This is a genomic window from Microbacterium sp. CFSPD4_SD4, from assembly GCF_057364585.1.
The window spans coordinates 758820-784247 of sequence record NZ_JBNFOC010000001.1; the positions used below are offsets into that span (position 1 = coordinate 758820).

Consider the following 25428-nt stretch of genomic DNA (forward strand, 5'->3'; position numbering starts at 1 on the left):
GGAGTCCTCCGTCCGTCGGTGGCTGCGGCAGGACGACGATCTCACGACGACGTTCGTACGCGCGTGGCCGCTGCTCTCTCCGGCGGCGGTGGTCGCCGCCCTGTGGACGTCTCCGGCGCTGCTCGCCCGGTGCGCGCCGGATCTCCCGGCGGAGGAGCTCGCCTTGCTGCACCGCGCAGAGGGGGCGCCGTGGACGGACGCCGACCTTCCCCTGCTCGATGCCGCGCACCGTCGGCTGGGCGACCCGGAGGCCGTGCGGGAGCAGCACCGCCGGCAGGTCGCGGCCGCGGCGGCGCGGGAGCAGATGTCCGCCGTGGTCGACCACCTCGTCGAGAGCGATGACAGCGAGATGAAGGTGATGTCGATCCTGCGCGGTGCCGACGCGCGGACCGTGCTCGCCGGAGCGGACGTTCCTCCTCCGCTCCCCCCGGACGAGCTCGCCGGCCCGTTCGGGCACATCGTCGTGGATGAGGCACAGGAGCTCACCGACGCGCAGTGGCGCACCTTGATCGCACGGTGTCCGTCCCGCAGCTTCACGGTGGTGGGCGACAGAGCCCAAGCACGGAGGGCGTTCACGGAGTCGTGGAGTGAGCGTCTGGAACGCCTCGGCCTGCGGAACGTCCGGGTCTCCTCGCTCCGGGTGAACTACCGCACGCCCACGGAGGTGATGGCGGTCGCCGCACCGAGCATCCTCGAGGCCCTGCCCGATGCCAACGTCCCGGTGTCCGTGCGGGAGAGCGGCATTCCGGTCCGGCACGGGAACGCCGTCGAGCGTGACGAGGTGATCGAGGCGTGGCTCGCGGCGAACCCGGAGGGAATCGCCGCAGTCATCGGCGACCCCACCTTCGCGCCGAATCCGCGGGTCCGGGCGCTGACGCCGGAGGAGGCCAAAGGACTGGAGTTCGACCTCGTGGTCCTCGTGCGCCCGGAGGCATTCGGCTCCGGGCGCACGGGGGCGGTCGACCGCTATGTGGCGATGACCCGCACGACGCGCGAACTCGTCATCTTGCGCTGAGCAGTCGTGGAGCTTCAGACGTCGTCCGGGTCGCCGCCGTCGGTGATGGTGCCGGTCGGCTCGCTCTCCTCGATCTCGTGGCGGGCACCGTGCTCGGAGGCCAGCGCTTCCCCCTCCTCGATCGCCTCGTCGCGGCTGGTGTAGCTGCGGGAGAGCTCGGGAGCGCCGTCCACCTCGTTGACCCATTGCCCGTTCTTCGACCGGGTGACGACTGCCGTGATGGCCATCAGACGTCCCCCGACCCCAGGTCGCCTTGTCCTTCTTCGCCGAGATCGGCGAGGACCGGGTCCTCTCCCTGGCTCTCCGGCTGCGGCGCGGAACCCGGCAGGTCCTCCGCCGGCACCTCGTCGTCGGGGTCCGGGATCTCGTCGGGATCACGGCCGGTGGCGGTCGACGCCTCCAGATCCTCCGGTGCCGCACCGTCGTCGAGGGCTTCCGTGCGCTCCCATTCCGCCTGCGCGGGATCGTTGCTCGGGTCGGCCTCGGTGGTCGCGTCGCCGTCGCGCAGCGGCTGACCGCCGACGTCGTCGGGTGTCGATTCCATGTCTCCTCCTTCGATCGGGCTGCCCCCAGTCTCCCGGCTGGACTCTGAGTCGCCGAGGGGCTTGAGGAGACCTCGCCGAGCCGCTAGGTTCCGGAGCCGGATGGGACGGTCAGGAGCGGGTCAGGCGTAGCCGAGATCGGGAGCACCCACCCAGAAGAGGCCCTCCCTCGCGCCGGCCGGGAGCAGGCCTTCTATCCATTCGGCGACGACCACGAGGACGGCTTCCTCCAGGCGATCCCGCGTCCATCCGCGCGGGCGCGAGGGCACCGCGGGCTCCCAGCCGTCCGCGGTCCACTCCACACCGAACAGGTGGCGCTGGTCGTCGAACCGCCGGTCCAGGTCGAAGGCGTCGGCCCCGTCGAACCGCGCCCAGACGTCGAAGGGGCCCTCGCCGTCCTGGTCGACGAAGACGTCGATGAGGATCGCTTCCACACCGCTCTCCGCTTCGACGGCGGCCCGATGTAGGGCACCCAGCGCGGCGGCGACGCGCTCGCTCTCCCGGTCGAGCACGGTTCGCAGGGCGCGGGCGTAGGGCTCGGTGCCGTCCGCCTGCTCTGCTGTCTCCGGAGCGCTCATGGAAGGTGTCAGGCCTCGGAGTCGATGAGCTCGAGGAGCTTCCGCAGCTCGTCCCTGATCTCCGTGTGGTCATACTGCCCGGCGCGGCTCTCCCCCGAGATCACGCCGGAACGACGCACCTTCCGGAAGTCGCCGAACGGAAAGCTGTACGCCTTCTTCGTCTCGAGGTTCTCGCTCTTGTCGATGCCGAGATGCCAGTGGGCGAACTCCGTCCACCCGTGCTCGTCGATGAAGCGGTTCTCTTCTTCGGCGCTGGGCGCCGCCTCGGACCAGTCGTCGCGTTCGTCCCGCACGACCTTGCCGTCGCGGACGAGGGAACGCGCGAGCTTCAGCGCCGGTCGGTTCAGTTCGATAGCCATGACTCCGACGTTAGGACGCGAGGCTGTGGCGTCGCACCCCCTTGACCCGTTCCACCGCGGCGGACGGAAAGCGGCGGCCTCCGGCTCAATCGCCGATCTGCGTGCGCACTGTCCGTCCTGCGAGCACGGCGTACAGGCCCATCGAGACCAGGAGCCCGACCGGCACCGAGAGGTCGAGCCCGCCCAGCGCCGCGCCGAGCGGGCCGGTCCACACCGTCGTCGACAGGAACATCGCGGTGGCGAAGCCACCGGCGACCACGGAGACGAGACCCGGGATGCCGAAGCCGCCGGTGTACCAGAACCTGCCGCCGGGCCGCTCGTCGAACAGGTCGGTCCCGGAGTACCGGTTGCGGCGCAGGACGATGTCGGCGACGTAGACGCCCATCGTGGGCACGGAGATGATCAGCAGGAACTGCAGCATCAGGTTGACGGCGCTGATCAGGTCGGATGCCACGACGAGCACGATCGTGAACGCGCAGCCGAGCGCACCGATGAGGATCGCGGAGGGGATGCGGCGGATCGGCACGCCGATCGACTGCAGGGCCATGCTCGCCGTGTAGGTCGTCATGCCGTTGAGCGAGATGCAGTTCACCAGGACGCCGAGCACGAACAGCGGGGCGAGCCACACCGGCAGCTTCTCGAGCAGGGAGTACTCGATGCCGTTCGCGAGACTGTCCGGCCCGATGGAGCCGCCCAGCACGACGCCGAAGGCGGTGATGAGCACCGCGGGGAAGAGCTGTCCCAGCGCAGTCGCGCCGATGATGCCGGACGCTTTGGTGTCGCGTGGCAGATACCGGGCCATGTCGGCGCTGTTGCTGAACGACAGCGGCGACGATGCCATCAGCGCGAACGCGATCGTGATGCTCACCCACAGCGGCAGCCCGCTGAGCGGCGCGGGCTGCGCGAACCCCCAATCCAACGCGGGGGCGATGAAGCCGATGACGAGTGCGAAGATCACGAACAGCCCGATCGAGATCGCCAGGTAGGCCTTCAGGATGAGGGCGTGACCGTACACGGCGACCACCACGGTGATCGTCGAGACCACGACCGCTACCAGGATCGATGCCGCGATCGGATCGGGGAAGCCCCACCGCACGAGCAGTTCGCCGCCGATGAATGACGCCGCCACCCAGTTCAGCGCGAGGAAGACGCCCGAGATGAACCAGCCGTAGAACGCGATGACGATCTTGTTGCCGTGGATGCCGTAGATCGCTCGCTGGACCACCGAGCCGGAGGTGCCGGCTGCCGGTCCGGAGATGGCGACGATACCCGGCAGCAGAGCGAGCGCGCTCGATGCCAGAATCACGAGCAGCGCCTGCCAGATCTCCAGGCCGAGCACGAGCGTCATCGAGGCGCCGACCGTGATGTTCAGCACGCTGACGCCCGGTGCGCTCCAGACGAAGAACAGATCGCGCGCTCTCCCGTGTCGTTGGGCGTCGGTGATGAGTTCGATGCCCCGCGTCTCGGGGGTGCTCGCGGAGTCGACGAAGTCGGATTCGGATCCGGGCGCGACGGCACCAGGAGCGGGGATGGCGGATGTGTCGGACATGACGGTCCTTCCAGGACGGGCACCCTCCTGCGTCAGTGCAGGGGGCGTTCGGGATTCAGGAGCGGGAGCTCATGGCCGCCGGTAGGCGACCTCGCCGTGCACGAGGGTGAGCAGCACGGCACCGGTGAGCAGGTCGTTGGTCGGCGCGGACAGCGGGTCGATGTCCAGCACGGCGACGTTCGCGAAGAAACCGGGCGCGATCCGGCCGTAGGCGTCGTCGATCGCACCGACGTGGGCCGCGCCAGACGTCGCCGCAGCGAGTGCCTGCGCGGCGGTGAACGCACGCTCGGGGTGGTACGGCGGCAGCGCGCGGTCGATCGAGGATCGCCCGGACATCGCGATGAACAGGTTGTGCAGAGCCTCGTGGGGTGCGGTGGGGGCGTCGGTACCCAGCGCGATGGGAACATCGACGTCGCGGAACCAGTTCCACGGGAAGCCGTCCTCGGCGCGCTGATCTCCGAGCATCGCCATCCAGTTGTCCAGGATGGCGGGGTCGCAGTGCACCGGCTGCATGGATGCCGCGATGCCGTGCGCGCGCATCCGTGCGACCGTCTCGGGCGCGACCGACTCCAGGTGCTCGATGCGCGGGCGGCGGGCGGTGCCGGTGCCGTTCGCCCGCTCACAGGCCTCGACGAGGTCGACGGCCAGTGCGCTCGCCGCGTCTCCGATCGCGTGCATCGCGAGCTGCAGGCCGGCGCGGTCGGCGGCGATCGCGACCGGCGTCGCGGCCTCGCGGCTCCAGATCGGGTCGGCGTTCGAGCCGTCGGCGTACGGGCGCACCATCGCGGCGGTGCACGCGTCGATCACGCCGTCGAGGATGAACTTCACTCCGACGACCTTCAGCCACGGCGTGCCCGTGGCCTCGAGCTCGTCACGCAGCTGGACCGCACGCTCGACCTGGGCGAGATCGGATGCCGGGTCGCCGGTCGAGCTCAGCCACCAGTGCGCGGTGACCGGGAACGGCAGCCGACCGTCGCGGTCGAGCCGACGCCGCAGCGCCGCCATCGACTGCTCTGTCATCCCCATGTCGGCGGCACCGGTGACGCCGGCCGCCAGATACGCGGCGAAGGCGAGCTCCAGGTGGCCGTCGACCTCCTCCTCGGTCCGGATTCCGTCGAGATAGTCCGCGAGCAGATCCATGGCCGCGGTCTCGAGCAGGAACCCGGTCGCCTCTCCGTCGTCGTCCCGCACGACCTGGCCGCCGATCGGGTCGACGGTGTCGCGGTCGATTCCGGCAGCGCGCAGCGCGGCTGTGTTCACCCAGGTGCTGTGCAGGTCATTCGCGTCGAGGAAGACCGGGATGTCGTCGATCACCTCGTCGATCATCGCCGCGGTCGGCTGGGTGACGCCGTCAGGCAGAGCGTCGAACAGCCAGCTGACGCCCTCGATGATCGTCGCGTCCGGGTTCATCGCCCGCGCCTCGAGCAGCCGCTGCTGGATCTGTGCCACCGAGGTGCAGTCGCGGAGTTGCACCTTGCCCTGCGCGTGGCCGAACATCGCCAGGTGCGCGTGCGCCTCGATGACACCGGGCATCACGAACGCCCCGCCGAGGTCCACGACCGCGGCACCCTCACCTGCCGCGGAGCGGACCTCCGTCTCCGTACCGACAGCGAGGATGCGATCGCCGCGCACGGCGAACGCGGACTGCACCGGAGCATCCGCGAGCCCGTCGAAGACGGTGGCGTTGCGATAGACGGTGGCGGTGTTGGTCATGGTGGTCCCTTCGATCGGGTCAGAGCGCCAGAGCCAGATGAGGGCGGGTGGCGGATTCAGCCGGAGTGCCGTCGAGCACGTCGGCCCGACGACCGACGGGGTCGAGCACGACGGTGGCCAGGCTGGCCCACCGCTGTCCCATCGGAAGCGCGAGGTCGGGTATGCAGGTCACCGGAGGCTCGCCGTCGCCGGTCACGAGCATGGCGCGCAGCTGCTCGGCATCCGTCGGCGCGCCGACCGACAGCAGTCGGTCTCGCAGGAACTCCCATCGCAGACCGGAGTCGGGCTGGTACAGCCAGGTCTTCTCGCGCGCCGCCGGCGCTTCGGTGAGGAAGTGGTTGGTGCGCAGCCAGGTGCCCTCGGTGATGGCAGGCGCGGAGAACACGCCTTCGGGGCTGATGTCGAGCAGCACGGCGTCGCCCGCGGCGTCGAAGAGCGCGAACGAGCCCGAGCTCGTGACCGGCGCCTCGCGCACCAGCTCGACGGCGTGCGCGACACTGGAGGCCTCCTCGAGCACGAGAGCGGCGAGCACGTGCATCGGGATGCCCTCGGGCCGGTCGGACCGGTGCCCGAGGATGTTGAAGTGCAGCGCGACGCCGGCGCTGTTTACGCCGATCTTGCCGAGGATGCCGCATTCGGTGAGCCCGGCGTAGTCGTGGACGCCGCCGCGCGAGATGATCGTGTGCCAGTACGGCGCGATCTCCATGTGCCAGTCCCACGTTTGCACGCCGAGGGTGCGCGCGCGGCCGTCCGCATCGCGGATCGAGCGCACGATGGTCGAGCACTCCCCCGGCGGTACGGCGACGCTGCGGGACAGGATCTCCGTTCGCCCGTTCAAGGCTGCGACGCGCCAGATCTCGGCATCCGCACCGGCGGCGATGCCCTCGATCTGCGCGCGCAGCGCCGGACGGTGGGCGTCGACCGCGTCGAGCAGCCGTTCGGCGTCGTCGCGCACGGTCTTCTCGTCCACGGCGCCGAGGCGGAAGAGCCGATCATACGCGTCGATCGTGCCGGGCAAAGTCTCCCGCAGCTGCCTGCCGCGCTCGACGCCGCGCTGGCGCGGATCCGAGGCATCGGCCGTGATCTGCAAGCGCCGCGCCGGGCGCGGAAAGGGCGACATCACGAGAGCTCCTCTCCGGGAAGGGCGGGAGTGCGCGGCGGTGCAGTGCGGCGCTCGCCGGTCGCCTCGAACGCGGCGGCGAGGCGCAGCAGGGCGGTGTCGTCCCAGCCGCGGCCCGCGATGGTCAGCCCCACCGGCATCCCGATGTCTGCCGTCGTGCCCATCGGCACCGTGACGGTCGGGATGCCGAGATGACGGATCGCGAGATTTCCGTTCGCGACCCACACCCCGTTGCGCCAACCGGCGTCGGCGGATGCCGGGTTCACGTCCATGTCGGCGGGGCCGATGTCGGCGACGGCGGGGAAGATCACGGCGTCGAGGCCGAGCGCGTCCATCCACTCCTCGAGGTCGACGCGGCGGGTCTCCTCGAGCCCGCGCACACCCTCCTCGAGATGCGGGATGTCGGTGAATGACGCGTACGGGCGCTCGCGGACGAGGGCCGGATACCCGGCGATCTCGTCATCGAAGCCGGTGTAGCGATCCGGGAGGGCACCTTCCGGATGCGGGAAGATGCGCGCGCCGTCGACGAGTTCGAGCCGATCGAGCGCGGGGTCGCCGTTCGCGCGCAGGAAGTCGTCCCACGCCCAGGCAGAGAGATCCTCGATCTCGGAGCGCAGGAACCGCTCGGACACCAGTCCCCTGGTGCGCACGGTCGGCGCCCCGGCGCGGTCACCCTCGTAGTTGGTGACGACCGGGAAGTCGACCTCGACCACGTGGGCGCCAGCGTCTTCGAGGTCTCGGCGCGCCTGCTCCCAGAGGTCGATGACGGACGCCCGGGTCACGATGCGCTGCCCGGACGCGCCTCCGATGGTGGTGCCGGTGCCGGCATCCGGATCGGCATTGATGTACATGCGCGGCACGCCGAAGCGCCGGCCGGCGAGAGCGGAACGAGGGTCGGCCGCGGCGAGGTCGCGGTACGACGCCGGACGCACCTCGGATGCCGCAGGAATACGCACCCACGGCTGGGCGCGCCAGAAGTCGCCGCGGACGTCGGCGTCGTCGGCGACGATCACGTCGAGCACCTCGAAGAGATCGGCCATCGTACGGGTATGCGGCACCACGACGTCCATCGTGGGCACGAGCGGCCAGTTGCCGCGCACCGAGATGACGCCGCGGCTGGGCGTGTATGCGCAGAGGGCGTTGTTCGACGCCGGTGCCCGACCGCTCGACCAGGTCTCCTCGCCGAGTCCGAAGGCCGCGAAGCTCGCGGCGGTCGCGGTGCCCGATCCGTTGGAGGAGCCGGATCCGAATGCACTGGTCAGCCAGTCGGCGCTGTACGGGCTCTCCGCCCGTCCGTACACACCGCGCTGCATCCCGCCGTTCGCCATCGGCGGCATGTTGGTCAGCCCGAGGCAGATCGCCCCGCCGGCCCTGAGCCGTTCGATCGTGAACGCGTCCCGCTGCGCGACCAGATCCGCGAACGCCGGGGATCCACATGCCGCGGTGAGCCCGGAAACGAGGTAGCTGTCCTTCGCCGTGTACGGGATGCCGTCCAGCGGGCCGAGCGAGTGCCGGGCCGCCCTGCGGGCATCGGACGCCGCGGCTTCGGCGAGGGCGTCGGGGTTGCGGACGACGACCGCGTTGAGTGCGGTCTCGGTGCCGGGTGCGTCGTACGCGTCGATGCGGGCGAGATAGGCCTGCACCAGCGCGACGCTCGTCGCTGCACCGGACTCGAGTGCTCGCCGCAGGTCCGCGATGGATGCGTCGACCACGTCGATCATGCGGGCGCCTCGCTCGTTGCCGGCTGCTGCTGGGTGATGCAGTGGATGCCGCCGCCGCGCGCGAAGATCGGGCGCGCGTCGACGGTCACGATCTGTCGCCCGGGGTACGCGGCTCCGAGGATGTCCCGCGCACGGGCATCAGCGGCGTCCTCACCGAACCCGCACGCGATCACGGCGTCGTTCACGATGAGGTGGTTGATGTAGCTCCAGTCCACGAAGCCGTCGTCGTCGCGGAGGGTCTCGGGGGCCGGGACGTCGATGATCTCGAGCGGGCGGCCCGCGGCATCCGTCTGGTCCTGCAGGAACGCCCTCAGCTCCCGCGTGACGACGTGGTCGGGGTGTCCCGCGTCGTCCTGGCGGTGCAGCAGCACCCGGCCCGGAGCGGCGAACGCGGCGACGATGTCGACGTGCCCATTGGTGCCGAACTCGTCGTAGTCGCGCGTGAGGCCTCGGGGCAGCCAGATGGCTCTGGTCGCGCCGATCGTGCGTGCGAGTTCGGCTTCGACGCGGCCCCTATCGGCGTAGGGGTTGCGGTTCGGGTCGAGCTGCACGGTCTCGGTGAGCAGCACCGTGCCCTCGCCGTCGACGTGGATACCGCCGCCCTCGTTCACGAGCACCGAGCTGATGTGCTCCGCTCCCACGTGTGCGGCGACGATGCGTGCGATGCCGGCCGACACCTGCCACTCGGCCCATGCGGGCGCACCCCAGCCGTTGAAGATCCAGTCGACCGCGCCGAGGACGCCGGGCCGATCGTCGTCGAGGACGAAGGTCGGGCCGAAATCGCGCATCCAGAACTCGTCCAGCGGCGACTCGACGATCTCGACGGCCGAGCCGAGCATGTCCCGCGCCCGCGCCATCTCGGTCGGGTCCACGACCATCGTCACCGGTTCGAACTCGGCGATCGCCAGGGCGACGTCGGTCCATGCGCGGTACGCGGTGTCGCGCCAGGCGGCACCGTCTCCCAGGGTGACGCCCACGCGCGGAAACGCCATCCAGGTGCGTTCGTGCCGATCGCCCTCGTGCGGCATCCGCCAGCCCATGTCATCTCCTTTGCCGACAACGGCTTGTTGGTCACGTGACCAATACAGGAATGTTCCTACACTGGAGGCACCATGTCAACATCCGATACGCGTCCACGAACCAGGAAGACGCCGGAGCAGCGCGCCGGCGAGATCTACGACGCCGCGATCGCGATCGCCAGGGAGAAGGGACTGTCCGCACTGACGCTGCGGGCGGTCGCCAGCAGGGCAGGGGTGGCGCCGGGGCTCGTCTCGCACTACGCATCGAGCATGGATGAGTTGGTCGCGCGCACCTTCCGCGAGCTCACGGCATCCGAACTGGACGACGTCCGCACCCAGGCCGAGACCGAGAGCGAGCCGGCGGCACGGGTGGCACGGATGATCTCCACGGTCCTCAGCAGCGATCACGACGACATCACGCTCGTGTGGGTGGACGCCTGGTCCCTCGGCCGCGGCAGCGCGGCGCTGTCGGTGGCCATCGACGAGCAGATGAGCGCCTGGCAGTCGTTCATCGCGCAGCTCATCGAGGATGGCCGGCGCTCCGGCGTGTTCCGCACCGACGACACGGATGCCGTGGCCTGGCAGATCCTCGCCATGATCGACGGCATCGCAGCGCATGCGCTGACCCGCCGTACCGACGCCGCGCTGTTCGCCGCTCGGTTGGCACAGGCCTGCGAGACGCTGGTCGGCGCGCCCCAGGGGACGATCGCGGAGCTCCTTCCCACGCGCTGACGGTCGCGGAGGGTCGCGGAGGGCGTGCCCTCTTCGTGCCCTCGGCGATCCCAGGAATGCAGAAGGGCCGGAACCTCGTGCGAGATTCCGGCCCCGAAATGGTCGGGCTGACAGGATTTGAACCTGCGACCCCTTGACCCCCAGTCAAGTGCGCTACCAAGCTGCGCCACAGCCCGTTGTTCTGCACTCTCGCGCAGGCAACTCCCCTATCTTAGCCGCACCGGAGGCCCTCTCGCGAACCGAGGCGTTGCGGGGTGTCGGAAGCTGCTTGTACCGTCGCTGCATGTCGACGATCACGACCGCGCTGGCGACGACCGCCCGCTGGGATGACGTTCAGCACGCACTCACCGGCGGCGGCGATGGGGCGAGCTGCCAGTGCATCTGGCCGGTGCTGCCGAACAAGGACTGGAATCAGACGACCACGCCTCAGCGCACCGCGATGTTCCGCGCCGAGATCGACGAGGGTCCCCCTCCGGGACTGGTCGCATACGTCGACGGCGAGGCCGCGGGCTGGATCCGTATCGGACCCCGCACCCGTCAGGCCCGGATCCCCCGTACCCGCATGATCGCCGCGTCGAGCACCGAGCCGTTCGACGACGAGTCTGTGTGGGCGGTCACCTGCTTCGTCGTCCGCAGGGAGCACCGGGGCACCGGGCTCAACGCCGAGCTGCTCGACGCCGCAATCGCCTTCGCGCGAGAGTCGGCGCCCGCCTCATCGAGGGGTATCCCGTCGACACCCGTGGTGAGAAGCAGCGCGCGAACGATCTGTACCACGGCACACTCGGGACGTTCCTCCGCGCAGGTTTCACGGAGAAGGCGGTGATGAAGCCGGGGCGCGTGCTCGTCGCCCTGGATATCACACCGAACGGGACCGATAGCGTGAAGGCATGAGCGACGCGAACCCCTCACTCGACGATCCCGACCTCGGACCGCTCCACCGGGCGACCTCCGAGCTCGACGACGGCTCCGTCCTCACCCACGACTGGTTCGTCGGCAGCGTCGAGGTCGACGGCAGCACCTACGAGCTGATGGTCGAGGGCGCGTCGCCCGACGAGGTCGCGCCGCTGCTCCCCCGGCTGCGCACAGTCGTCGCCGCGCTCCCGGGACTCCGCCGGGTCGCCTCGGAGGCCGTGGTCACGACGTTCAGCACCGGAGACCCCGCCCCCAGCGAGCTCGACGAGGCGGCGGACGACCTGGACCTCGAGACCATCGAGGCCTCCGGCGACGGCACCGTCGTCCTCCACTTCACGGACTCCTGCGGCGAGCACTTCCCGGAGGGCTACTGGCCCGCCGTCCACCTCGATGCCGAGGGCGCCGTGGCGACGGTCACCGTCGAGTCCTGAGTCGGGCCGGTCCGATCGACCGCCTTCGAGACGACATGCCCCTCCGGTCATACGATGGAGGGATGCAGCGCCGCACCCTCCCTCCCGCGATCGTGTGGGCGTTCGTTCCCTACGCCGCGGTCTCCGCCCTGCACGTCGTGCTTCTGGCGCTCGACCACGATCTCGCGGCTCCGACGAAGCTGCTGCTCATGCCGCTGCTCGCGGTGCCGGTCCTGGTGGCGGCGCGACGGATCCACCCACCCGTGACGGTGGCTCTGCTCCTCGTCGCCCTGCTCTTCTCCTGGCTGGGTGACGGCGCGGGCGCGCTTTTCCCCGCGGCACCCGAGCTTCCGCTCATGCTCGCCTTCTTCGGCCTCGCGCACATCGCCTACATCGTCCTCTTCGCCCGCCACCTCGCGCGCCGCCGCCCGCCGTGGTGGACCGCGATCTACGCCGTCTGGTGGCTCGCGATGATCCTCGTCCTCGGCCCGCACACGGGCCCTCTCCTCGTCGGCGTCGCCCTGTATGGCCTGCTCCTCGCGGGCACCGCCGCGTTCGCCGCACGATGCCATCCGCTGGTCGCGACGGGCGGCGCGTTCTTCCTGGCGAGCGACACGATCCTCGCTTTCCGACTCTTCCTGCCCGACGCGCTCCCGGCCTGGAGCAGCCCCGCCGTGATGCTCACGTACACACTCGGCCAGGCGCTGATCATCGCCGGCGCCCTCGTCTCCCTGCAGCGGAGGGCCGCCTGATGGTCGACAGCGCGCGGGTGGACAGCTGGCTCTGGGCGGTGCGCGTCTACAAGACCCGGTCGGCGGCGACCACCGCATGCCGTGCGGGGCATGTGCGCGTCAACGGCGACAAGGCGAAGGCTGCACAGGCGGTTCGCGTGGGCGATGAGCTCCGCATCCGCATCGCGGGCTTCGATCGGATCCTGATCGTGCGCCAGATCCTCGTCAAGCGCGTCGGCGCACCGCTGGCCGCCCTCGCGTACGAGGACCGGACGCCGGAACGCGAGCCGCAGGCAGCCCTCGGCGTCCGGGACCGCGGCGCCGGACGACCGACGAAGCGGGAGCGTCGGGACATCGACCGCCTCCGCGGACGAGGCGATATACAACACGACTGAACCCTTCCTCGATTCGAACATAAGTTCTAAAATCGAGGTATGACGAACCAGCCGACCGCACCCCTCGACTTGGATGAGCGGAGGCGCGTGCGAGACGCCTGGACGGCGACACGTCGACGCATCGCAGCGCTGGAGGCAGAGGCTGCGGAGCTGCTGGTGGCGCAGATCGCTTTCCATGACGAAGACGTGGCCGCGGCCCCGCACCACCGCGATGCCATCCACCGCTCGATGGTCGCCGAGTACGCCACGGCGGCGCGTCTTTCCACCGGCACCACGGAGTTCGCGTTCGCCGATGCTCTCGCCCTGAGCACGGCACTCCCCCGCGTACGAGAGGCCTTCCACACGGGGTCTCTGAGCTCCGGGCACGTGCGGGAGATCGCGCGGGCGAGCGCCGTCGTGGCCGAGGCCATCCGCAACCGCGTCGTCGCGCCCGAGACGATGGCGCTGTTCGAGACGGCGGTGCTCGTCGTCGCCGAAGCGGAGACCGCGGCGCGCACGCGGGTGCATGCCCGCCGCGTCGCCTCCGCGCTTGTCGGCGAGACGATCACGGAACGACACCGCCGCGCCGCGGACGAGCGCTGCGTCACGGTGCGATCGGTCGACGACGGCCTCGCGGTCCTGACGGCGGTCCTCCCGGAATGGGCGGCGGTGGCGATCGCCGACCGACTGAATCAGCTCACCCGCACCGTCATCCGGGCCCGTGATGCGGCTCCCACGCGTTATGCGGGGACTGCGCGTGATGCGGCATCGGGGTCGGACGAAGCGACGCCGCGTCTGGCACCTGCGCACCACGAAGTGCTGACCGCCGACCGCTTCGCAACGGATCGCCCGTGCGGCGAGACTCGGTCGGACCCGACGATCTCCAGCGTCGATGGCGGCACCTACGCCCTCGACCCCGAGGCGGAATCGCTCCCCGCAGACACCCGCACCTGGAGCCAGGTGCAGGCCGACCTTCTGACCGATCTGCTCCTCACCGCCGATCCGAGCACCGTCGAGGGCGACGGCCTCGTCGGCGTGCGCGGCCGCCTGCAGGTGACCGTGGCGGCGACGACCCTCGCCGGACTCGACGACCGCCCGGCGGAACTGGACGGACACGGTGCTCTTCACCCGGACATCGCTCGGGCTCTGGCCGGTCGCGACGGCGGCTGGACCCGCTTGTTCCTCGATCCGCACGGGCAGGTCATCGAAACGGACGCCTACAGCCCGACCGAGGGCATGCGCCGGTTGCTTCGGGCCCGCGATCAGCACTGCCGGTTCCCGGGGTGTCGCCAGCCGGTACACCGCTGCGACATCGACCACACCTGGGATCACGCGAAGGGCGGCCCGACCCGCGTCGACAACCTCGCGCACCTCTGCCGCGGACACCATGTGCTGAAGCACCCCGATATCCCGGAGCCCCAGCGCTGGACGGTGCGGCAGCACCCCGGCGGGGTCCTGGAATGGCGAAGTCCCCTCGGCGCGGTCCACACCGATCGCGCCCCACGTCGGGTTGCCTTCGTCTGAAACGCGGCGCCATCACGACGACGGGTCCTTCGAGCGCAGGGGCGCAGGCCACCTCGATCCGCGCCAGGCCAGACCACGCCGTGCCGCGCCACGCCAGGTCAGACCACGTCGATCCGGGCCGCGTCGAGCGACGTCGATCCGCGCCGTCGGACCACGTCGTGCCACACCACATCAGACCACGTCGTGCGACACCACATCAGACCACGTCGTGCGACACCACATCAGACCACGCCGCGCAGCCTCAGACCACACGCCATGCCACGCCACGCCGCGCCACGCCGCGCCACGAGTCCCGGGATCCGCGGAGCGAGGCGCCCGTGTCTCGCTCAGGCGTCGAGCAGACGAAGGAGCCAGCCGCTCGAGCGCACCTGCGCCCCGGCGGCCTCGACGCGGGACTGCAGCTCGCGGTCACTGGTCACCGCGAGAACCGGCGACCCGGTCGCGACCCGGCGTTCGACCTCGGCCACGATCGCGTCGTCACCGGCGCCTTCGGCGCGCACGACGTCCAGGGCCGAGCTCGCGACTCCGGCTTCTGCGGCCGCGGCGTCCGCGGGCGATGCCCCCGCAGCGGCTTCCGCGATGTCCCGCGCTCGACCTTCCACGACGAGCGAGACCTCCGGGAACCAGGCGTCCCCCGCGAGGCCGAGGTCGTCCGCGGGCACGGCCAGCCCGGTCAGACGATCACGCAGTCGTGCGGCGGCTCCGGCGCGATCCTTCCACCAGCCGTCCGGAACCGAGCCCACGACATTGGCGGCGTCGACCACGACCACCGGGTGCGCCGAGAGCTGAGCCCGCAGCATCGGCCACGCCGCGCCGAAGCCGGGGTGCAGGGGCAGCCCGTCCACGTCCTCGACGGGCACCCACGACAGCGCGACGCTCTCGGGGTCGCTGATCACGGGATCGAACGGCGTCCGCACATCGGCGACGACGGTGGTGTACGACCAGATGCCGAGGTCGAGCACGCTCGTGAAGCGCGGCCGCACCGCACCATCCGGCACTCCCGCCTCCTCCTGCGCCTCGCGCACGGCGCCCACGATGGCCGCCTCGCCCTCGTGCAGCGCGCCGCCGGGCAGGCCCCAGGTGCCGCCGAAGTGGCTCCACGCCACGCGGTGCTGCAGCAGGATGCCGCGCTCCGGATCGACGGCGAGGAGACCGGCCGCACCGAAGCGCCCCCAGTACCGCTCACCGGAGTCCGCGACCACCCAGGCATCGCCCGGATCGCGCGGCCCCTCGGGGCGACGCGGTTCACCGGCGGCGGGAGGTACGACAGTCACCCCCTCAGCTTTTCACAGCATCGGGGCTCCGGCGCCACCGCCGCGACATGCGCGGCAACGAGTCAGCGCTGGCGACGCTCCCGCACACGCATGTTGATGACGATCGGCGTGCCCTCGAACGGGTAGAGCTCGCGCAGGCGGCGCTGGATGAACCGGCGGTAGCCCGGGTCGAGGAAACCGGTCGTGAACAGCACGAACGTCGGCGGACGGGTCGAGGCCTGCGTCCCGAAGAGGATGCGCGGCTGCTTCCCGCCGCGCACCGGGTGCGGGTGCTCGGCGACGAGCTCGGCGAGGAACGCGTTGAACTTGCCGGTCGGGATGCGGCGGTCCCAGTTCTCCAGCGCCATCTCGAGCGCGGGGACGAGCTTGTCGAGGTGACGACCCGTCTTCGCCGAGATGTTGACCCGCGGGGCCCAGGCCACGTGGGCGAGGTCCTGCTCGATCTCGCGCTCCAGGTAGCGGCGGCGGTCGGCGTTCTCCAGGTCGTCGTCGTTGAGGCGATCCCACTTGTTGAACGCCAGGACGAGCGCGCGACCGGACTCGAGCACGAGGTCGATGATCCGCACGTCCTGCTCGCTGATCGACTCCGACACGTCGAGGACGACGATGGCGACCTCGGCCTTCTCCAGCGCGGCCGACGTGCGCAGCGACGCGTAGAAGTCGGCGCCCTGCGCCATGTGCACGCGGCGACGGATGCCGGCCGTGTCGACGAGGCGCCACATCTTGCCGCCCAGCTCCACGACCTCGTCGACAGGGTCACGAGTGGTGCCGGCGAGGTCGTTGACGACCACACGCTCCTCCCCCGCGGCCTTGTTCAGCAGCGAGGACTTGCCGACGTTCGGGCGTCCGAGGATCGCGACGCGGCGCGGACCGCCGATCTCCTGCTTCGCCACCGCGGAGATCTCCGGCAGCTTCGTCAGCACGGCGTCGAGGAGGTCGGCGACACCACGACCGTGGATCGCGGAGACCGGGTGCGGCTCCCCGAGACCCAGGTTCCACAGGGCGGCGGCTTCCGGCTCCTGACGCGCGTCGTCGATCTTGTTGGCGACGAGAAAGACCGGCTTGCCGCTCTTGCGCAGCAGCTTCACGACGTGCTCGTCCGTCGAGGTGGCGCCCACCATGGCGTCCACGACGAACAGCACGACATCGGAGAGGTCGATCGCGACCTCGGCCTGCGCCGCGACCGAACGGTCGATGCCCCGGGCGTCGGGCTCCCAGCCGCCGGTGTCGACGACCGTGAAGCGGCGGTCGTTCCACTCGGCCTTGTACGTGACGCGGTCGCGGGTGACGCCGGGAGTGTCCTCCACGACGGCCTCGCGACGGCCGAGGATCCGGTTCACGAGCGCGGACTTGCCCACGTTCGGCCGCCCGACGATCGCCACCACGGGGAGCGCAGGCAGGAACTCGATGCCGTCCTCGCCCAGCGCCACGCCGGCGAGGAGCGCGGCGTCCTCGTCGTCGAGTTCGTAGTCGGCGAGCCCGGCGCGCAGGGTCTCCGCGCGCTGCTCGGCGAGCTGGTCATCGATCTGCTCGAGCTTCTCGGCGAGCTGGTCGGGACCGCCTTCGTATTCGTCGTCAGCCACGGTCTGCTCCTCGGAGTCGTTCGATCACCGAGAGGACGGCGTCGATGGTCTGGGGGAAATCGAGTGCGGTCGAGTCGACGACCTCCACGCCGTCCGCGGCGTTGAGGAAGTCGACGACGGCACTGTCGGAGGCGTCGCGCTTGTGCAGGGCCTCCGCCACGGCGGCGGCGTTCTCGCCCGCGAGCTCACCCGCGCGACGGGCGGCCCGCACCTCCGGTGCCGCGGTCAACAGGATGCGCACGGGGGCATCCGGTGCCACGACGGTCGTGATGTCGCGTCCTTCGACGACGACGGCCGGGTACGGCGCCTCGGCGACCAGCGCCCGGAAGAGCTCGTTGACCTGGGTGCGCACCTCCGGCACGCGGGCCACGCCGCTCACGGCACCGGACACACGAGGTTCGCGGATCGCGTCCGTCACGTCGACGTCGCCGACGCGCACCGTGCGGTCGTCCGGGTCGAGCCCGAGGCGGACGGGGAAGTCGGCGGCCGCGGCGCGCACGGCCTCAGCGTCGTCGGTGTCTGCACCGCGATCGAGCACATGCCAGGCGAGAGCCCGGTAGGCCGACCCGGTGTCGAGGTAGCCGAAGCCCTCGCGACGCGCGATCGCCTTGGAGACGCTCGACTTCCCGGACCCGGCAGGCCCGTCGATCGCGATGAACTTCGTGGCGGAGATGGTGGAGGTGTCAGTCATTGGTGTTCCCTGCGATGCGCCAGCCGCGTTCCTGGAGCCCGGTGATCGCGCCGTGCAGCGCCGCGGGGTCGACACTGATCTCGGCGAGGCCGAACTGCGCGCCTGGAGAGTGCTCCAGTCGCAGGTCCTCGACGTTGACGCCCAGCTCGCCGAGCTCGCCGAACAGGCGACCCAGCTGACCGGCGGTGTCGTCGACCATGACGACCAGTGTCTCGAAGCGTCGGTTCTGCCCGTGCTTGCCGGGCAGGCGCTCGACGCCGTCGTTGCCCTGGCGGATGGTCTCCGCGAGCACGCGTCGGGCGCCCGGGGCCCCGGGAGCGCGCAGCGCGTCGGCGACCTCGCTCAGGTCGGTCGCGAGCGCGTCGAGGATCTCGACGACGGGACCGGCGTTGGCCCCGAGGATCTGCACCCACAGTTCCGGAGCGGACGCGGCGATGCGCGTCGTGTCCCGCACCCCCTGCCCGGCCAGGCGGAGGGCGCCCTCCTCGGCCCCGGCCAGACGACCGGCGAGGAGGCTCGCGACGACCTGCGGCACGTGCGAGGTGAGGGCGACGGAGCGGTCGTGCTCCTCCGGAGTCATCTCCAGCGGCATCGCGCCGACGTCGAGGGCCAGCGCCTCGACCAGCGCGAGGTCGCGCGCGGTGGTGTCCTCGTCGCGGCACACGACCCACGCCGGCCGATGAAGAGATCGGCTCTCGCCGAGATCGCCCCGCCGCGCTCCCGACCGGCGAGCGGGTGCGAGCCGATGTAGCGGGCGAGGTTCACGCCCCGCTCCCGGAGTGTGCGGAACGGCTCGAGCTTCACGCTCGCGACATCGGTCACGACGGCGTCGGGGTACCGCTCGAGCTCGGCCTGGATCACGTCGGCGGTCACGTCCGGCGGCACGGCCACGACGACGAGCACCGGGGCGTCGTCATCCTGCGGAAGGCGTCCGGCGCCGTAGTCGACGGCGAGGCGCAGTTGCGCAGGGGACGCGTCGGTGAGGACGACATCGATGCCCTTCGCACGGAGGGCATGGCCGACGCTGGCACCGAGCAGCCCGGCGCCGACGATGCGCACGGTGCCGGACAGACGCGGCGCCACGGCACCGGTCTTCCGCACCGCGGGCGCACTCGTCGTCTGGGTCATTCGCTCTCCTGCTCGCCTGGCGCCTCGGCGACACCGGATTCCCGGCGCGCGAGAGTCAGCAGCGCGCCGAGTTCGATTTTACTCAGTTCCCGCGTCCGGCCCGCCGGGAGGGTTCCCAGGTGCAGCGGACCGAACTGCCGCCGCACGAGTTCCGTGACCGGATGGCCGACCGCGGCCATCATCCGGCGCACGATCCGGTTGCGGCCGGAGTGCAGCGTGAGCTCCACGAGGCTCGAGCCGCGCGACATGTCCAGCAGCCGGGCTTTGTCGGCGGCGATGGGGCCGTCCTCCAGCTCGATGCCCTTCGTGAGCTTCGAGATGGTCTGCGCCGTCACCGCCCCCTCGACCTTCGCGATGTAGACCTTGGTGACGCCGAAGGAGGGGTGCGCGAGGACGTGCGCGAGCTCGCCGTCGTTGGTGAGCAGCAGCAGTCCGCTGGTCTCGGCGTCCAGACGCCCGACGTTGTACAGCCGCTCCTCGTAGTCCTTCGTGAAGCGTCGGAGGTCGGGGCGTCCGCTCTCGTCGCGCATGCTGCTGACCACACCCGTCGGCTTGTTCAGCATCACGTACCGCTTGGACACGTCGAGCTGCACCGCGGTGCCGTCCACGTCCACGAGGTCCCGCTCCGGGTCGATGCGGCGGCCGAGCTCGGTGACCACCTGGCCGTTCACGCGGATGCGTCCCTCGACGATGTACTGCTCGACGACCCGACGGGAGGCGACGCCGGCCGCGGCGAGCACCTTCTGCAGTCGCACGCCTTCGGGAGCGGCGGAATCGTGGGTGTCGGTGGTCATCGGACCGTCCCTTCGTCGAAGCCGTCGGCGCCGTCGTCGAGGAGCGGCGAGATCGGCGGAAGCTCATCCAGAGAGTTGATGCCGAGATGCTGGAGGAGTGCATCGGTCGTGCCGTAGTTGATCGCGCCGGTCTCGGAATCGGCGAACAGTTCGGTGATCAGCCCCCGCGCGAGGAGGGTGCGGACCACGGAGTCGACGTTGACCGCGCGGATCGAGGCCACCTGGCTCCGGGTCACCGGCTGCTTGTACGCGATCACCGCGAGCGTCTCCAGCGCCGCCTGGGAGAGCCGGGCCGGCGCCTGACCGCCGACGAACTCCGCCACGACCGGATCGAGGTCCTCGCGGACGTAGAGCCGCCAGCCACCGCCGACCTCTCGCAGCTCGAAGCCGCGCCGCGGACCCGCGCCTCGACCGTCGTAGTCCTCGACCAGCGACTCGACCGTCTGCCGGACGGCGGGCACCGGCGCGCCGACCGCGGCGGCGAGGGCCACCAGGCCGATCGGCTCGTCGACGATGAAGAGGATCGCCTCCACACGCTCGCTGAGCGGGAGCTCGGAACCCGTCACGGCGTCGGGCTCGTCGTGGAGCTCGGTCTCTGCCTCGGTCACGTCATCGGTCATAGTCGGCCCCCAGGGTCGCGAGTGTCTCGTCCGACCAGGAGTCGGCGGCCCAGCGGAGGGTGAGCTCCCCGAGCGGTTCCAGTTGTTCGAAGGAGAGCGCCGCGTGGCGGTACAGCTCCAGCACCGAGATGAAGCGGGCCACGACGATACCCGGCTCCGAGACGCCCGCGACCAGCTCGCGGAAGCTCAGCGACTCGGTGCCGCGCAGCAGCGTGACGACGATCGCGGCCTGCTCGCGGATGCTGACCAGGGGCGCATGCAGGTGGTCGAGTCCGACGTGCGGGATCTCCTTCGGCGCGAAGGCCAGCAGCGCCAGCGCCGCGAAGTCGTCGGGCGTGAGCGACCAGACGAGCTCGGGCGTCTGCTTCCGGTGCTTCTCCTCCAGCGGTACCGCACGCACATGACGGCGGTCCTCCCGCTGCAGGCACCGCGAGAACCATGCGGAGACCTCTTTGAACGCGCGGTACTGCAGGAGACGGGCGAAGAGCAGGTCGCGCGCTTCGAGCAGGGCGACGGCCTCGGCGTCGACGAGCTCGCCCTGCGGCAGCAGGCCCGCCACCTTCATGTCGAGCAGGGTCGCGGCGACGACGAGGAACTCCGACGCCTGGTCGAGCTCCTCCTCGTCCTCCAGATCGGCGAGGTACGCGATGAACTCGTTGGTGACGGCGCTCAGCGACACCTCGGTGATGTCCATCTCGTGCTTCGAGATGAGGTTCAGCAGGAGGTCGAAGGGGCCGTCGAAGTTGGACAGCGAGACGCGGAACCCAGCGGCATCGTCGGCGGAGGACGGCTCCGCGGTGTCGATCGCCTCGGCGGGTGCCGGGACCTCAGCGGTACCGAGCTCGTCAGGCGACGGCGCCACGGGCGACCAGCTCCCTGGCCAGCCGCAGGTATGCCTGTGCGGCCGCGTGCTCCGGAGCGAACTCGGTGATCGGGACCCCCGAGACCGACGCGTCCGGGAACTTCACGGTGCGGCCGATGACGGTCTCCAGCACGTCGTCGCCGAACGCCTCCACGACGCGCTCCAGCACCTCGCGCGAGTGCAGCGTGCGCGGGTCGTACATCGTCGCCAGCAGGCCGTCCATCTCGATGGAGGGGTTGAGCCGGTCGCGGACCTTGTCGATGGTCTCGATGAGGAGCGCGACACCGCGGAGCGCGAAGAACTCGCACTCGAGCGGGATGATGACGCCGTGCGCCGCCGTCAGCGCGTTCACGGTCAGCAGACCGAGCGACGGCTGGCAGTCGATGAGGATGACGTCGTACTCCCCCGCCACCTGGCGCAGCACGCGGGCGAGGATCGTCTCGCGGGCGACCTCGTTCACGAGGTGCACTTCCGCGGCGGAGAGGTCGATGTTCGCGGGGAGCACGTCGAGACCGGGCACGTTCGAGTGCACGATCGCGTCGTGCGCGTCGCGCTTCGTGTCGAGCAGGAGGTCGTAGACCGTCGGGACGTCGTGCGTCTGGATGCCGAGACCGGCGGACAGCGCGCCCTGCGGGTCGAAGTCGACGGCGAGCACCTTGCGGCCGTACTCCGCGAGCGCGGCGGCGAGGTTGATGGAGGTGGTCGTCTTGCCGACGCCGCCCTTCTGGTTGCAGAGCGCGATGATGCGGGCCGGGCCGTGCGACTTCAGAGGCGCCGGGATCGGGAAGCCCTGGTACGGACGGCCGGTGGGTCCCATGGGGGTGTCGTCGGCCTTCTGCGCCTTCGCCCTGGACTTCGCCACTTTCTCAGCCACCGGTTCTCCTGCTCCTTCGTGCTTGCTCGATTGTAGCCGCCCAGCGTTCCGCAGCCGGCTCGGCGCGCGGCGGTCCCGGTACCGGCCGCGGCCTGCGCGGTCAGCGCGCCCGGGGATGAGAGGTCGCGTAGATGTCGCGGAGGGCGTCCACCGACACATGCGTGTAGATCTGCGTCGTCGCGACCGAGGAGTGCCCCAGCAGCTCCTGCACCACCCGCACGTCGGCACCGCCCTGCAGGAGGTGCGTCGCGAACGAGTGGCGCAGCGTGTGCGGGGAGACCTCGGTCGTGAGCTGTGCGCGCTCCGCCGCGGAACGGATCACCAGCCAGGCGCTCTGTCGCGAGAGCGGGGCACCGCGGGCGCCGAGGAAGAGCCGGGCCGATGCGCGGCCCTTCGCGGCGAGCTCCGGGCGGACCCGGGTGAGGTAGGCGTCGACGGCGGCACGGGCGTACGACCCCACCGGGACGATGCGCTCCTTCGAGCCCTTGCCTCGCAGGCGCAGCACCTCGCCGTGCGCCATGTCGTCGACGTCGAGACCGACCGCCTCCGACACCCGGGCGCCCGTGGCGTAGAGGAGCTCCAGCAGCGCCCGGTCGCGGATGCCGAGCGGCTCCTCGGCCGACGGCGCGGCGAGCAGCCGCTCCACCTGGTCGATCGTGAGGGCTTTCGGCAGCCGGCGCGGGGTCTTCGGCGGGCGGAGCCGTCCGGTCGGATCGTCCGCCTCGATGCCCTCACGGGCGAGGAACCGGTGCCAGCCGCGCACCGAGGACTGCAGGCGCGCCAGACTCGTCGCGGCCGGGGGCGGCTCCGCCGAGGCGCGGTAGGCGATGAAGCGGTCGATGACGGCGGGCGTGATGTCCGCCGTGTCGTCGATCCCCTCCGCCGTGAGCCAGTCCCGGTAGCCCTCGAGGTCCCGCCGGTAGGCGCCGACCGTGTGCGCGCTCAGGCCGCGCTCGATCGTGACGTGACGCAGATACGCGTCGAGGGCGCGATCGAGCTGCATGCTCAGCTCCGGTCGCGCAGCCTCTGCGCGGTCGCCAGCACGCCGAGCGCGAGGATGCCGTTGCGCAGGCGTCCCGCCAGGACTCCGGCGACCGCCTCCTCGAGGGGAAGCCAGGCGAGACGGATGTCCGCCTCCTCGTCTTCGCGGGCGTGCGCGGCCGCGGCGGCGGTGAGCCCCGTCGCGAGGAACACCTGGATGAGCTCGTCGTTGCCTCCCGGCGTCGTCCACGACGACACCAGGGGCTCCCAGTGCGCGGCGACGAGGTCGGCCTCCTCCGCGAGCTCGCGTCGGGCGGCCGCCAACGGCTCCTCCCCCGCGATATCGAGGAGGCCGGCCGGCAGCTCCCAGTCGCGGTGGCGGATCGGGTGACGGTACTGCTGGATGAGCAGCACCCGTCCCTCGTCGTCCAGCGCGAGGATCGCGACGGCCCCGGGGTGGGCGACGTACTGTCGCACGATCTCGCCCTCGCCGTAGCGGACCCGGTCGGAGCGCACGTCCCAGACGCGCCCCTCGTAGACGAGGTCGCTGCTCAGGACCTCCGGCTCGAAGGGCTCGTCGCGCAACGGCTCCGCGACGGCCGGCGCCTCCGACTCACTCATCGACGGGCACGTCGAACAGCTCGCTCGCGCGATGGCGGGCGATGGCCGCGCCGACGAGCCCGCGGAACAGCGGGTGCGGGTCGGTCGGACGCGAGCGCAGCTCCGGGTGCGCCTGGGTGGCGATGTAGTACGGGTGCACGTCACGCGGCAGCTCGACGTACTCGACGAGGTCGAGTTCCGGGTTGAGGCCCGAGAACACCAGACCGGCCTCGGACAGGCGATCGCGGTACGCGTTGTTCACCTCGTAGCGGTGGCGGTGACGCTCGGACACCTCGGCGGCGCCGTAGACCTCGCGCGCCAGCGAGCCCTCCGCGAGAGCCGCCTGGTAGAGGCCGAGGCGCATGGTGCCGCCCAGGTCGCCGCCGTCGAGGATCTCGATCTGCTCGGCCATGGTCGCGATGACGGGCTCCGCGGTGTCCGGGTCGAACTCGCTGGACGAGGCTCCGGCGATCCCGGCCACGTCGCGGGCGTACTCGATGACCATGCACTGCAGACCCAGGCAGAGGCCGAGGGTCGGGATGCCCTGCTCGCGGGCGAACTTCAGCGCACCCAGCTTGCCCTCGATGCCGCGGATGCCGAAGCCTCCGGGGACGCAGATGCCGTCCAGCTCGGCCAGCTGCTCCTGCGCGCCCTCGGGGGTCTCGCAGAGGTCGGACGGGATCCAGCGGATGTTGACCTTGGTCTCCTGCGCGAAGCCGCCCGCCTTGAGGGCCTCCGTCACGGAGAGGTAGGCGTCCGGAAGGTCGATGTACTTGCCGACGAGACCGATCGTGACCTCGTGCTTCGGGTTGTGCACCGCGTGCAGCACCTTGTTCCAGCGCGTCCAGTCGACGTCGTCCGCCTTCTGGTCGAGCCCGAGGCGGCGCACGATGTAGGAGTCGAGGCCCTGCTCGTTGAGGGTCGACGGGATGTCGTAGATGCTCGGCAGGTCGACGGTGTTGATGACGCCTTCGACGTCGACGTCGCACATCAGGGCGATCTTGTTGCGGTTGCTCGCGCTCACCGGGCGGTCGCTGCGGAGCACGAGGGCGTCGGGCTGGATGCCGACCTGGCGGAGCGCGGCGACCGAGTGCTGGGTCGGCTTGGTCTTCTGCTCGCCGGACGCTCCCATGAACGGCACGAGCGAGACGTGCACGAAGAACACGCTGTCGCGGCCGAGCTCGTGACGAAGCTGGCGCGCCGACTCGAGGAACGGCTGCGACTCGATGTCGCCGACCGTGCCGCCGACCTCGGTGATGATCACGTCGGGACGCGGGTCCTCGGTCGCCTGCAGCCGCATGCGGCGCTTGATCTCGTCGGTGATGTGCGGGATGACCTGCACGGTGTCGCCGAGGTACTCGCCGCGACGCTCGCGGGCGATCACCTGCGAGTAGATCTGACCGGTCGTGACGTTGGCCGCCTCGGACAGGTTGATGTCGAGGAAGCGCTCGTAGTGGCCGATGTCGAGGTCGGTCTCCGCACCGTCGTCGGTGACGAACACCTCGCCGTGCTGGAACGGGTTCATGGTGCCCGGATCGACGTTCAGATACGGGTCGAGCTTCTGCATGACCACGCGGAGTCCGCGAGCGGTCAGGAGGTTGCCCAGGCTGGCCGCGGTGAGCCCCTTGCCCAAAGACGAAACGACACCACCGGTCACGAAGATGTGCTTGGTCGTGTCGTTCTTGGGCCCCGCAGAAGAAGAGTTCATCACGGGCTTCTATC

At 70.7% G+C, this 25428-nt stretch carries 26 protein-coding genes, 1 tRNA gene and 1 pseudogene; 7 read left to right on the top strand and 21 right to left on the bottom strand.

Features of this window, described 5'->3' with window-relative positions; all coding sequences use genetic code 11:
• Positions 1 to 358 precede the first annotated feature (358 nt).
• Positions 359 to 1015, top strand: coding sequence for a hypothetical protein (locus tag AC2W7E_RS03800; protein ID WP_485988587.1), 657 nt, complete (start codon positions 359 to 361; stop codon positions 1013 to 1015).
• A gap of 14 nt (positions 1016 to 1029) precedes the next feature.
• Here AC2W7E_RS03800 and AC2W7E_RS03805 read toward each other — a convergent pair whose 3' ends face one another.
• The 9 genes from AC2W7E_RS03805 to AC2W7E_RS03845 form a co-directional block, all read right to left on the bottom strand.
• Positions 1030 to 1242, bottom strand: a complete 213-nt coding sequence (locus tag AC2W7E_RS03805; protein ID WP_485988563.1) for a DUF2188 domain-containing protein — start codon at positions 1240 to 1242, stop codon at positions 1030 to 1032.
• The gene (locus AC2W7E_RS03810; protein WP_485988564.1) at positions 1242 to 1559 is read right to left on the bottom strand and encodes a sugar ABC transporter ATPase; all 318 of its coding nucleotides are present in this window, start codon (positions 1557 to 1559) and stop codon (positions 1242 to 1244) included. The genes AC2W7E_RS03805 and AC2W7E_RS03810 overlap by 1 nt, the downstream gene beginning before the upstream one ends.
• 120 nt (positions 1560 to 1679) lie before the next feature.
• Complete coding sequence (locus AC2W7E_RS03815) at positions 1680 to 2135, bottom strand: DUF6389 family protein (RefSeq protein WP_202976244.1); 456 nt, start codon at positions 2133 to 2135, stop codon at positions 1680 to 1682.
• A gap of 8 nt (positions 2136 to 2143) precedes the next feature.
• Positions 2144 to 2494, bottom strand: coding sequence for a hypothetical protein (locus tag AC2W7E_RS03820; RefSeq protein ID WP_062764551.1), 351 nt, complete (start codon positions 2492 to 2494; stop codon positions 2144 to 2146).
• Between the two features lie 85 nt (positions 2495 to 2579).
• Entirely contained in the window at positions 2580 to 4043 is a 1464-nt protein-coding gene (locus AC2W7E_RS03825) for a purine-cytosine permease family protein (protein ID WP_338566349.1), read from the bottom strand.
• A gap of 69 nt (positions 4044 to 4112) precedes the next feature.
• A complete protein-coding gene (locus AC2W7E_RS03830) occupies positions 4113 to 5756 on the bottom strand; it encodes an amidohydrolase (protein WP_485988565.1) in 1644 nt (547 codons plus the stop codon).
• Between the two features lie 19 nt (positions 5757 to 5775).
• A complete protein-coding gene (locus AC2W7E_RS03835; protein WP_315105647.1) occupies positions 5776 to 6876 on the bottom strand; it encodes a C45 family autoproteolytic acyltransferase/hydrolase in 1101 nt (366 codons plus the stop codon).
• The gene (locus tag AC2W7E_RS03840; RefSeq protein ID WP_485988566.1) at positions 6876 to 8597 is read right to left on the bottom strand and encodes an amidase; all 1722 of its coding nucleotides are present in this window, start codon (positions 8595 to 8597) and stop codon (positions 6876 to 6878) included. Before AC2W7E_RS03840 ends, AC2W7E_RS03835 begins: the two co-directional genes overlap by 1 nt.
• Positions 8594 to 9637 carry an agmatine deiminase family protein gene (locus tag AC2W7E_RS03845; RefSeq protein ID WP_485988567.1) on the bottom strand — a complete coding sequence of 348 codons (1044 nt, stop codon included), beginning with the start codon at positions 9635 to 9637 and terminating at the stop codon, positions 8594 to 8596. The genes AC2W7E_RS03840 and AC2W7E_RS03845 overlap by 4 nt, the downstream gene beginning before the upstream one ends.
• A 72-nt stretch (positions 9638 to 9709) precedes the next feature.
• On the opposite strand from AC2W7E_RS03845, the gene AC2W7E_RS03850 reads away from it, so the two are divergent.
• Positions 9710 to 10348, top strand: a complete 639-nt coding sequence (locus AC2W7E_RS03850; protein WP_485988568.1) for a TetR/AcrR family transcriptional regulator — start codon at positions 9710 to 9712, stop codon at positions 10346 to 10348.
• Between the two features lie 99 nt (positions 10349 to 10447).
• Here the strand turns inward: AC2W7E_RS03850 and AC2W7E_RS03855 are convergent.
• Positions 10448 to 10524, bottom strand: a tRNA-Pro gene (locus tag AC2W7E_RS03855).
• A gap of 107 nt (positions 10525 to 10631) precedes the next feature.
• On the opposite strand from AC2W7E_RS03855, the gene AC2W7E_RS03860 reads away from it, so the two are divergent.
• The 5 genes from AC2W7E_RS03860 (at position 10632) to AC2W7E_RS03880 (ending at position 14299) form a co-directional block, all read left to right on the top strand.
• Positions 10632 to 11171, top strand: coding sequence for a GNAT family N-acetyltransferase (locus AC2W7E_RS03860; protein WP_485988569.1), 540 nt, complete (start codon positions 10632 to 10634; stop codon positions 11169 to 11171).
• 64 nt (positions 11172 to 11235) lie between these two features.
• Positions 11236 to 11691 carry a hypothetical protein gene (locus AC2W7E_RS03865; RefSeq protein WP_485988570.1) on the top strand — a complete coding sequence of 152 codons (456 nt, stop codon included), beginning with the start codon at positions 11236 to 11238 and terminating at the stop codon, positions 11689 to 11691.
• Positions 11692 to 11753: 62 nt separating this feature from the next.
• Positions 11754 to 12422 carry a lysoplasmalogenase family protein gene (locus tag AC2W7E_RS03870; RefSeq protein ID WP_485988571.1) on the top strand — a complete coding sequence of 223 codons (669 nt, stop codon included), beginning with the start codon at positions 11754 to 11756 and terminating at the stop codon, positions 12420 to 12422.
• Positions 12422 to 12796, top strand: coding sequence for an RNA-binding S4 domain-containing protein (locus tag AC2W7E_RS03875; protein WP_025105136.1), 375 nt, complete (start codon positions 12422 to 12424; stop codon positions 12794 to 12796). Before AC2W7E_RS03870 ends, AC2W7E_RS03875 begins: the two co-directional genes overlap by 1 nt.
• Positions 12797 to 12835: 39 nt before the next feature.
• Positions 12836 to 14299: an HNH endonuclease signature motif containing protein gene (locus tag AC2W7E_RS03880; RefSeq protein ID WP_485988572.1), complete on the top strand. Its 1464-nt coding sequence runs from the start codon at positions 12836 to 12838 to the stop codon at positions 14297 to 14299.
• Between the two features lie 326 nt (positions 14300 to 14625).
• Here the strand turns inward: AC2W7E_RS03880 and AC2W7E_RS03885 are convergent, their stop codons facing one another.
• The 11 genes and pseudogenes from AC2W7E_RS03885 to pyrG all read right to left on the bottom strand — a co-directional run bounded on the left by AC2W7E_RS03885 (position 14626) and on the right by pyrG (position 25414).
• A complete protein-coding gene (locus tag AC2W7E_RS03885; protein WP_485988573.1) occupies positions 14626 to 15573 on the bottom strand; it encodes an NUDIX domain-containing protein in 948 nt (315 codons plus the stop codon).
• Positions 15574 to 15635: 62 nt separating this feature from the next.
• Complete coding sequence (der, locus tag AC2W7E_RS03890; RefSeq protein WP_025105139.1) at positions 15636 to 17156, bottom strand: ribosome biogenesis GTPase Der; 1521 nt, start codon at positions 17154 to 17156, stop codon at positions 15636 to 15638.
• Complete coding sequence (gene cmk, locus AC2W7E_RS03895) at positions 17149 to 17847, bottom strand: (d)CMP kinase (protein WP_315105613.1); 699 nt, start codon at positions 17845 to 17847, stop codon at positions 17149 to 17151. Before cmk ends, der begins: the two co-directional genes overlap by 8 nt.
• Positions 17840 to 18975: pseudogene (locus AC2W7E_RS03900) on the bottom strand (prephenate dehydrogenase). The gene cmk and the pseudogene AC2W7E_RS03900 overlap by 8 nt, the downstream one beginning before the upstream one ends.
• The gene (locus tag AC2W7E_RS03905) at positions 18972 to 19769 is read right to left on the bottom strand and encodes a pseudouridine synthase (protein ID WP_485988574.1); all 798 of its coding nucleotides are present in this window, start codon (positions 19767 to 19769) and stop codon (positions 18972 to 18974) included. Before AC2W7E_RS03905 ends, AC2W7E_RS03900 begins: the two are co-directional and overlap by 4 nt.
• Positions 19766 to 20389 carry an SMC-Scp complex subunit ScpB gene (gene scpB, locus AC2W7E_RS03910; protein ID WP_315105621.1) on the bottom strand — a complete coding sequence of 208 codons (624 nt, stop codon included), beginning with the start codon at positions 20387 to 20389 and terminating at the stop codon, positions 19766 to 19768. The genes AC2W7E_RS03905 and scpB overlap by 4 nt, the downstream gene beginning before the upstream one ends.
• On the bottom strand, positions 20379 to 21251 hold the full coding sequence (locus tag AC2W7E_RS03915) for a segregation and condensation protein A (protein ID WP_025105144.1): 873 nt from the start codon (positions 21249 to 21251) through the stop codon (positions 20379 to 20381). Before AC2W7E_RS03915 ends, scpB begins: the two co-directional genes overlap by 11 nt.
• Positions 21235 to 22068 (bottom strand): ParA family protein, encoded by an 834-nt coding sequence (locus tag AC2W7E_RS03920; RefSeq protein ID WP_164498181.1) that lies wholly within the window; start codon positions 22066 to 22068, stop codon positions 21235 to 21237. The genes AC2W7E_RS03915 and AC2W7E_RS03920 overlap by 17 nt, the downstream gene beginning before the upstream one ends.
• 157 nt (positions 22069 to 22225) lie before the next feature.
• Complete coding sequence (xerD, locus tag AC2W7E_RS03925) at positions 22226 to 23128, bottom strand: site-specific tyrosine recombinase XerD (protein WP_485988575.1); 903 nt, start codon at positions 23126 to 23128, stop codon at positions 22226 to 22228.
• Between the two features lie 2 nt (positions 23129 to 23130).
• Positions 23131 to 23727, bottom strand: a complete 597-nt coding sequence (locus AC2W7E_RS03930) for an NUDIX domain-containing protein (protein WP_249521035.1) — start codon at positions 23725 to 23727, stop codon at positions 23131 to 23133.
• Positions 23720 to 25414 (bottom strand): CTP synthase, encoded by a 1695-nt coding sequence (gene pyrG / locus AC2W7E_RS03935; protein ID WP_029989884.1) that lies wholly within the window; start codon positions 25412 to 25414, stop codon positions 23720 to 23722. Before pyrG ends, AC2W7E_RS03930 begins: the two co-directional genes overlap by 8 nt.
• Between the last annotated feature and the right edge of the window lie 14 nt (positions 25415 to 25428).

Coding starts and splice junctions, on each gene's coding strand:
- AC2W7E_RS03800 (WP_485988587.1), top strand. CDS start 359: ATGTCGATCCTGCGCGGTGCCGACGCGCGGACCGTGCTCGCCGGAGCG.
- AC2W7E_RS03805 (WP_485988563.1), bottom strand. CDS start 1,242: ATGGCCATCACGGCAGTCGTCACCCGGTCGAAGAACGGGCAATGGGTC.
- AC2W7E_RS03810 (WP_485988564.1), bottom strand. CDS start 1,559: ATGGAATCGACACCCGACGACGTCGGCGGTCAGCCGCTGCGCGACGGC.
- AC2W7E_RS03815 (WP_202976244.1), bottom strand. CDS start 2,135: ATGAGCGCTCCGGAGACAGCAGAGCAGGCGGACGGCACCGAGCCCTAC.
- AC2W7E_RS03820 (WP_062764551.1), bottom strand. CDS start 2,494: ATGGCTATCGAACTGAACCGACCGGCGCTGAAGCTCGCGCGTTCCCTC.
- AC2W7E_RS03825 (WP_338566349.1), bottom strand. CDS start 4,043: ATGTCCGACACATCCGCCATCCCCGCTCCTGGTGCCGTCGCGCCCGGA.
- AC2W7E_RS03830 (WP_485988565.1), bottom strand. CDS start 5,756: ATGACCAACACCGCCACCGTCTATCGCAACGCCACCGTCTTCGACGGG.
- AC2W7E_RS03835 (WP_315105647.1), bottom strand. CDS start 6,876: ATGTCGCCCTTTCCGCGCCCGGCGCGGCGCTTGCAGATCACGGCCGAT.
- AC2W7E_RS03840 (WP_485988566.1), bottom strand. CDS start 8,597: ATGATCGACGTGGTCGACGCATCCATCGCGGACCTGCGGCGAGCACTC.
- AC2W7E_RS03845 (WP_485988567.1), bottom strand. CDS start 9,637: ATGGGCTGGCGGATGCCGCACGAGGGCGATCGGCACGAACGCACCTGG.
- AC2W7E_RS03850 (WP_485988568.1), top strand. CDS start 9,710: ATGTCAACATCCGATACGCGTCCACGAACCAGGAAGACGCCGGAGCAG.
- AC2W7E_RS03860 (WP_485988569.1), top strand. CDS start 10,632: ATGTCGACGATCACGACCGCGCTGGCGACGACCGCCCGCTGGGATGAC.
- AC2W7E_RS03865 (WP_485988570.1), top strand. CDS start 11,236: ATGAGCGACGCGAACCCCTCACTCGACGATCCCGACCTCGGACCGCTC.
- AC2W7E_RS03870 (WP_485988571.1), top strand. CDS start 11,754: ATGCAGCGCCGCACCCTCCCTCCCGCGATCGTGTGGGCGTTCGTTCCC.
- AC2W7E_RS03875 (WP_025105136.1), top strand. CDS start 12,422: ATGGTCGACAGCGCGCGGGTGGACAGCTGGCTCTGGGCGGTGCGCGTC.
- AC2W7E_RS03880 (WP_485988572.1), top strand. CDS start 12,836: ATGACGAACCAGCCGACCGCACCCCTCGACTTGGATGAGCGGAGGCGC.
- cmk (WP_315105613.1), bottom strand. CDS start 17,847: ATGACTGACACCTCCACCATCTCCGCCACGAAGTTCATCGCGATCGAC.
- AC2W7E_RS03905 (WP_485988574.1), bottom strand. CDS start 19,769: ATGACCACCGACACCCACGATTCCGCCGCTCCCGAAGGCGTGCGACTG.
- scpB (WP_315105621.1), bottom strand. CDS start 20,389: ATGACCGATGACGTGACCGAGGCAGAGACCGAGCTCCACGACGAGCCC.
- AC2W7E_RS03920 (WP_164498181.1), bottom strand. CDS start 22,068: ATGGGACCCACCGGCCGTCCGTACCAGGGCTTCCCGATCCCGGCGCCT.
- xerD (WP_485988575.1), bottom strand. CDS start 23,128: ATGCAGCTCGATCGCGCCCTCGACGCGTATCTGCGTCACGTCACGATC.
- AC2W7E_RS03930 (WP_249521035.1), bottom strand. CDS start 23,727: ATGAGTGAGTCGGAGGCGCCGGCCGTCGCGGAGCCGTTGCGCGACGAG.
- pyrG (WP_029989884.1), bottom strand. CDS start 25,414: ATGAACTCTTCTTCTGCGGGGCCCAAGAACGACACGACCAAGCACATC.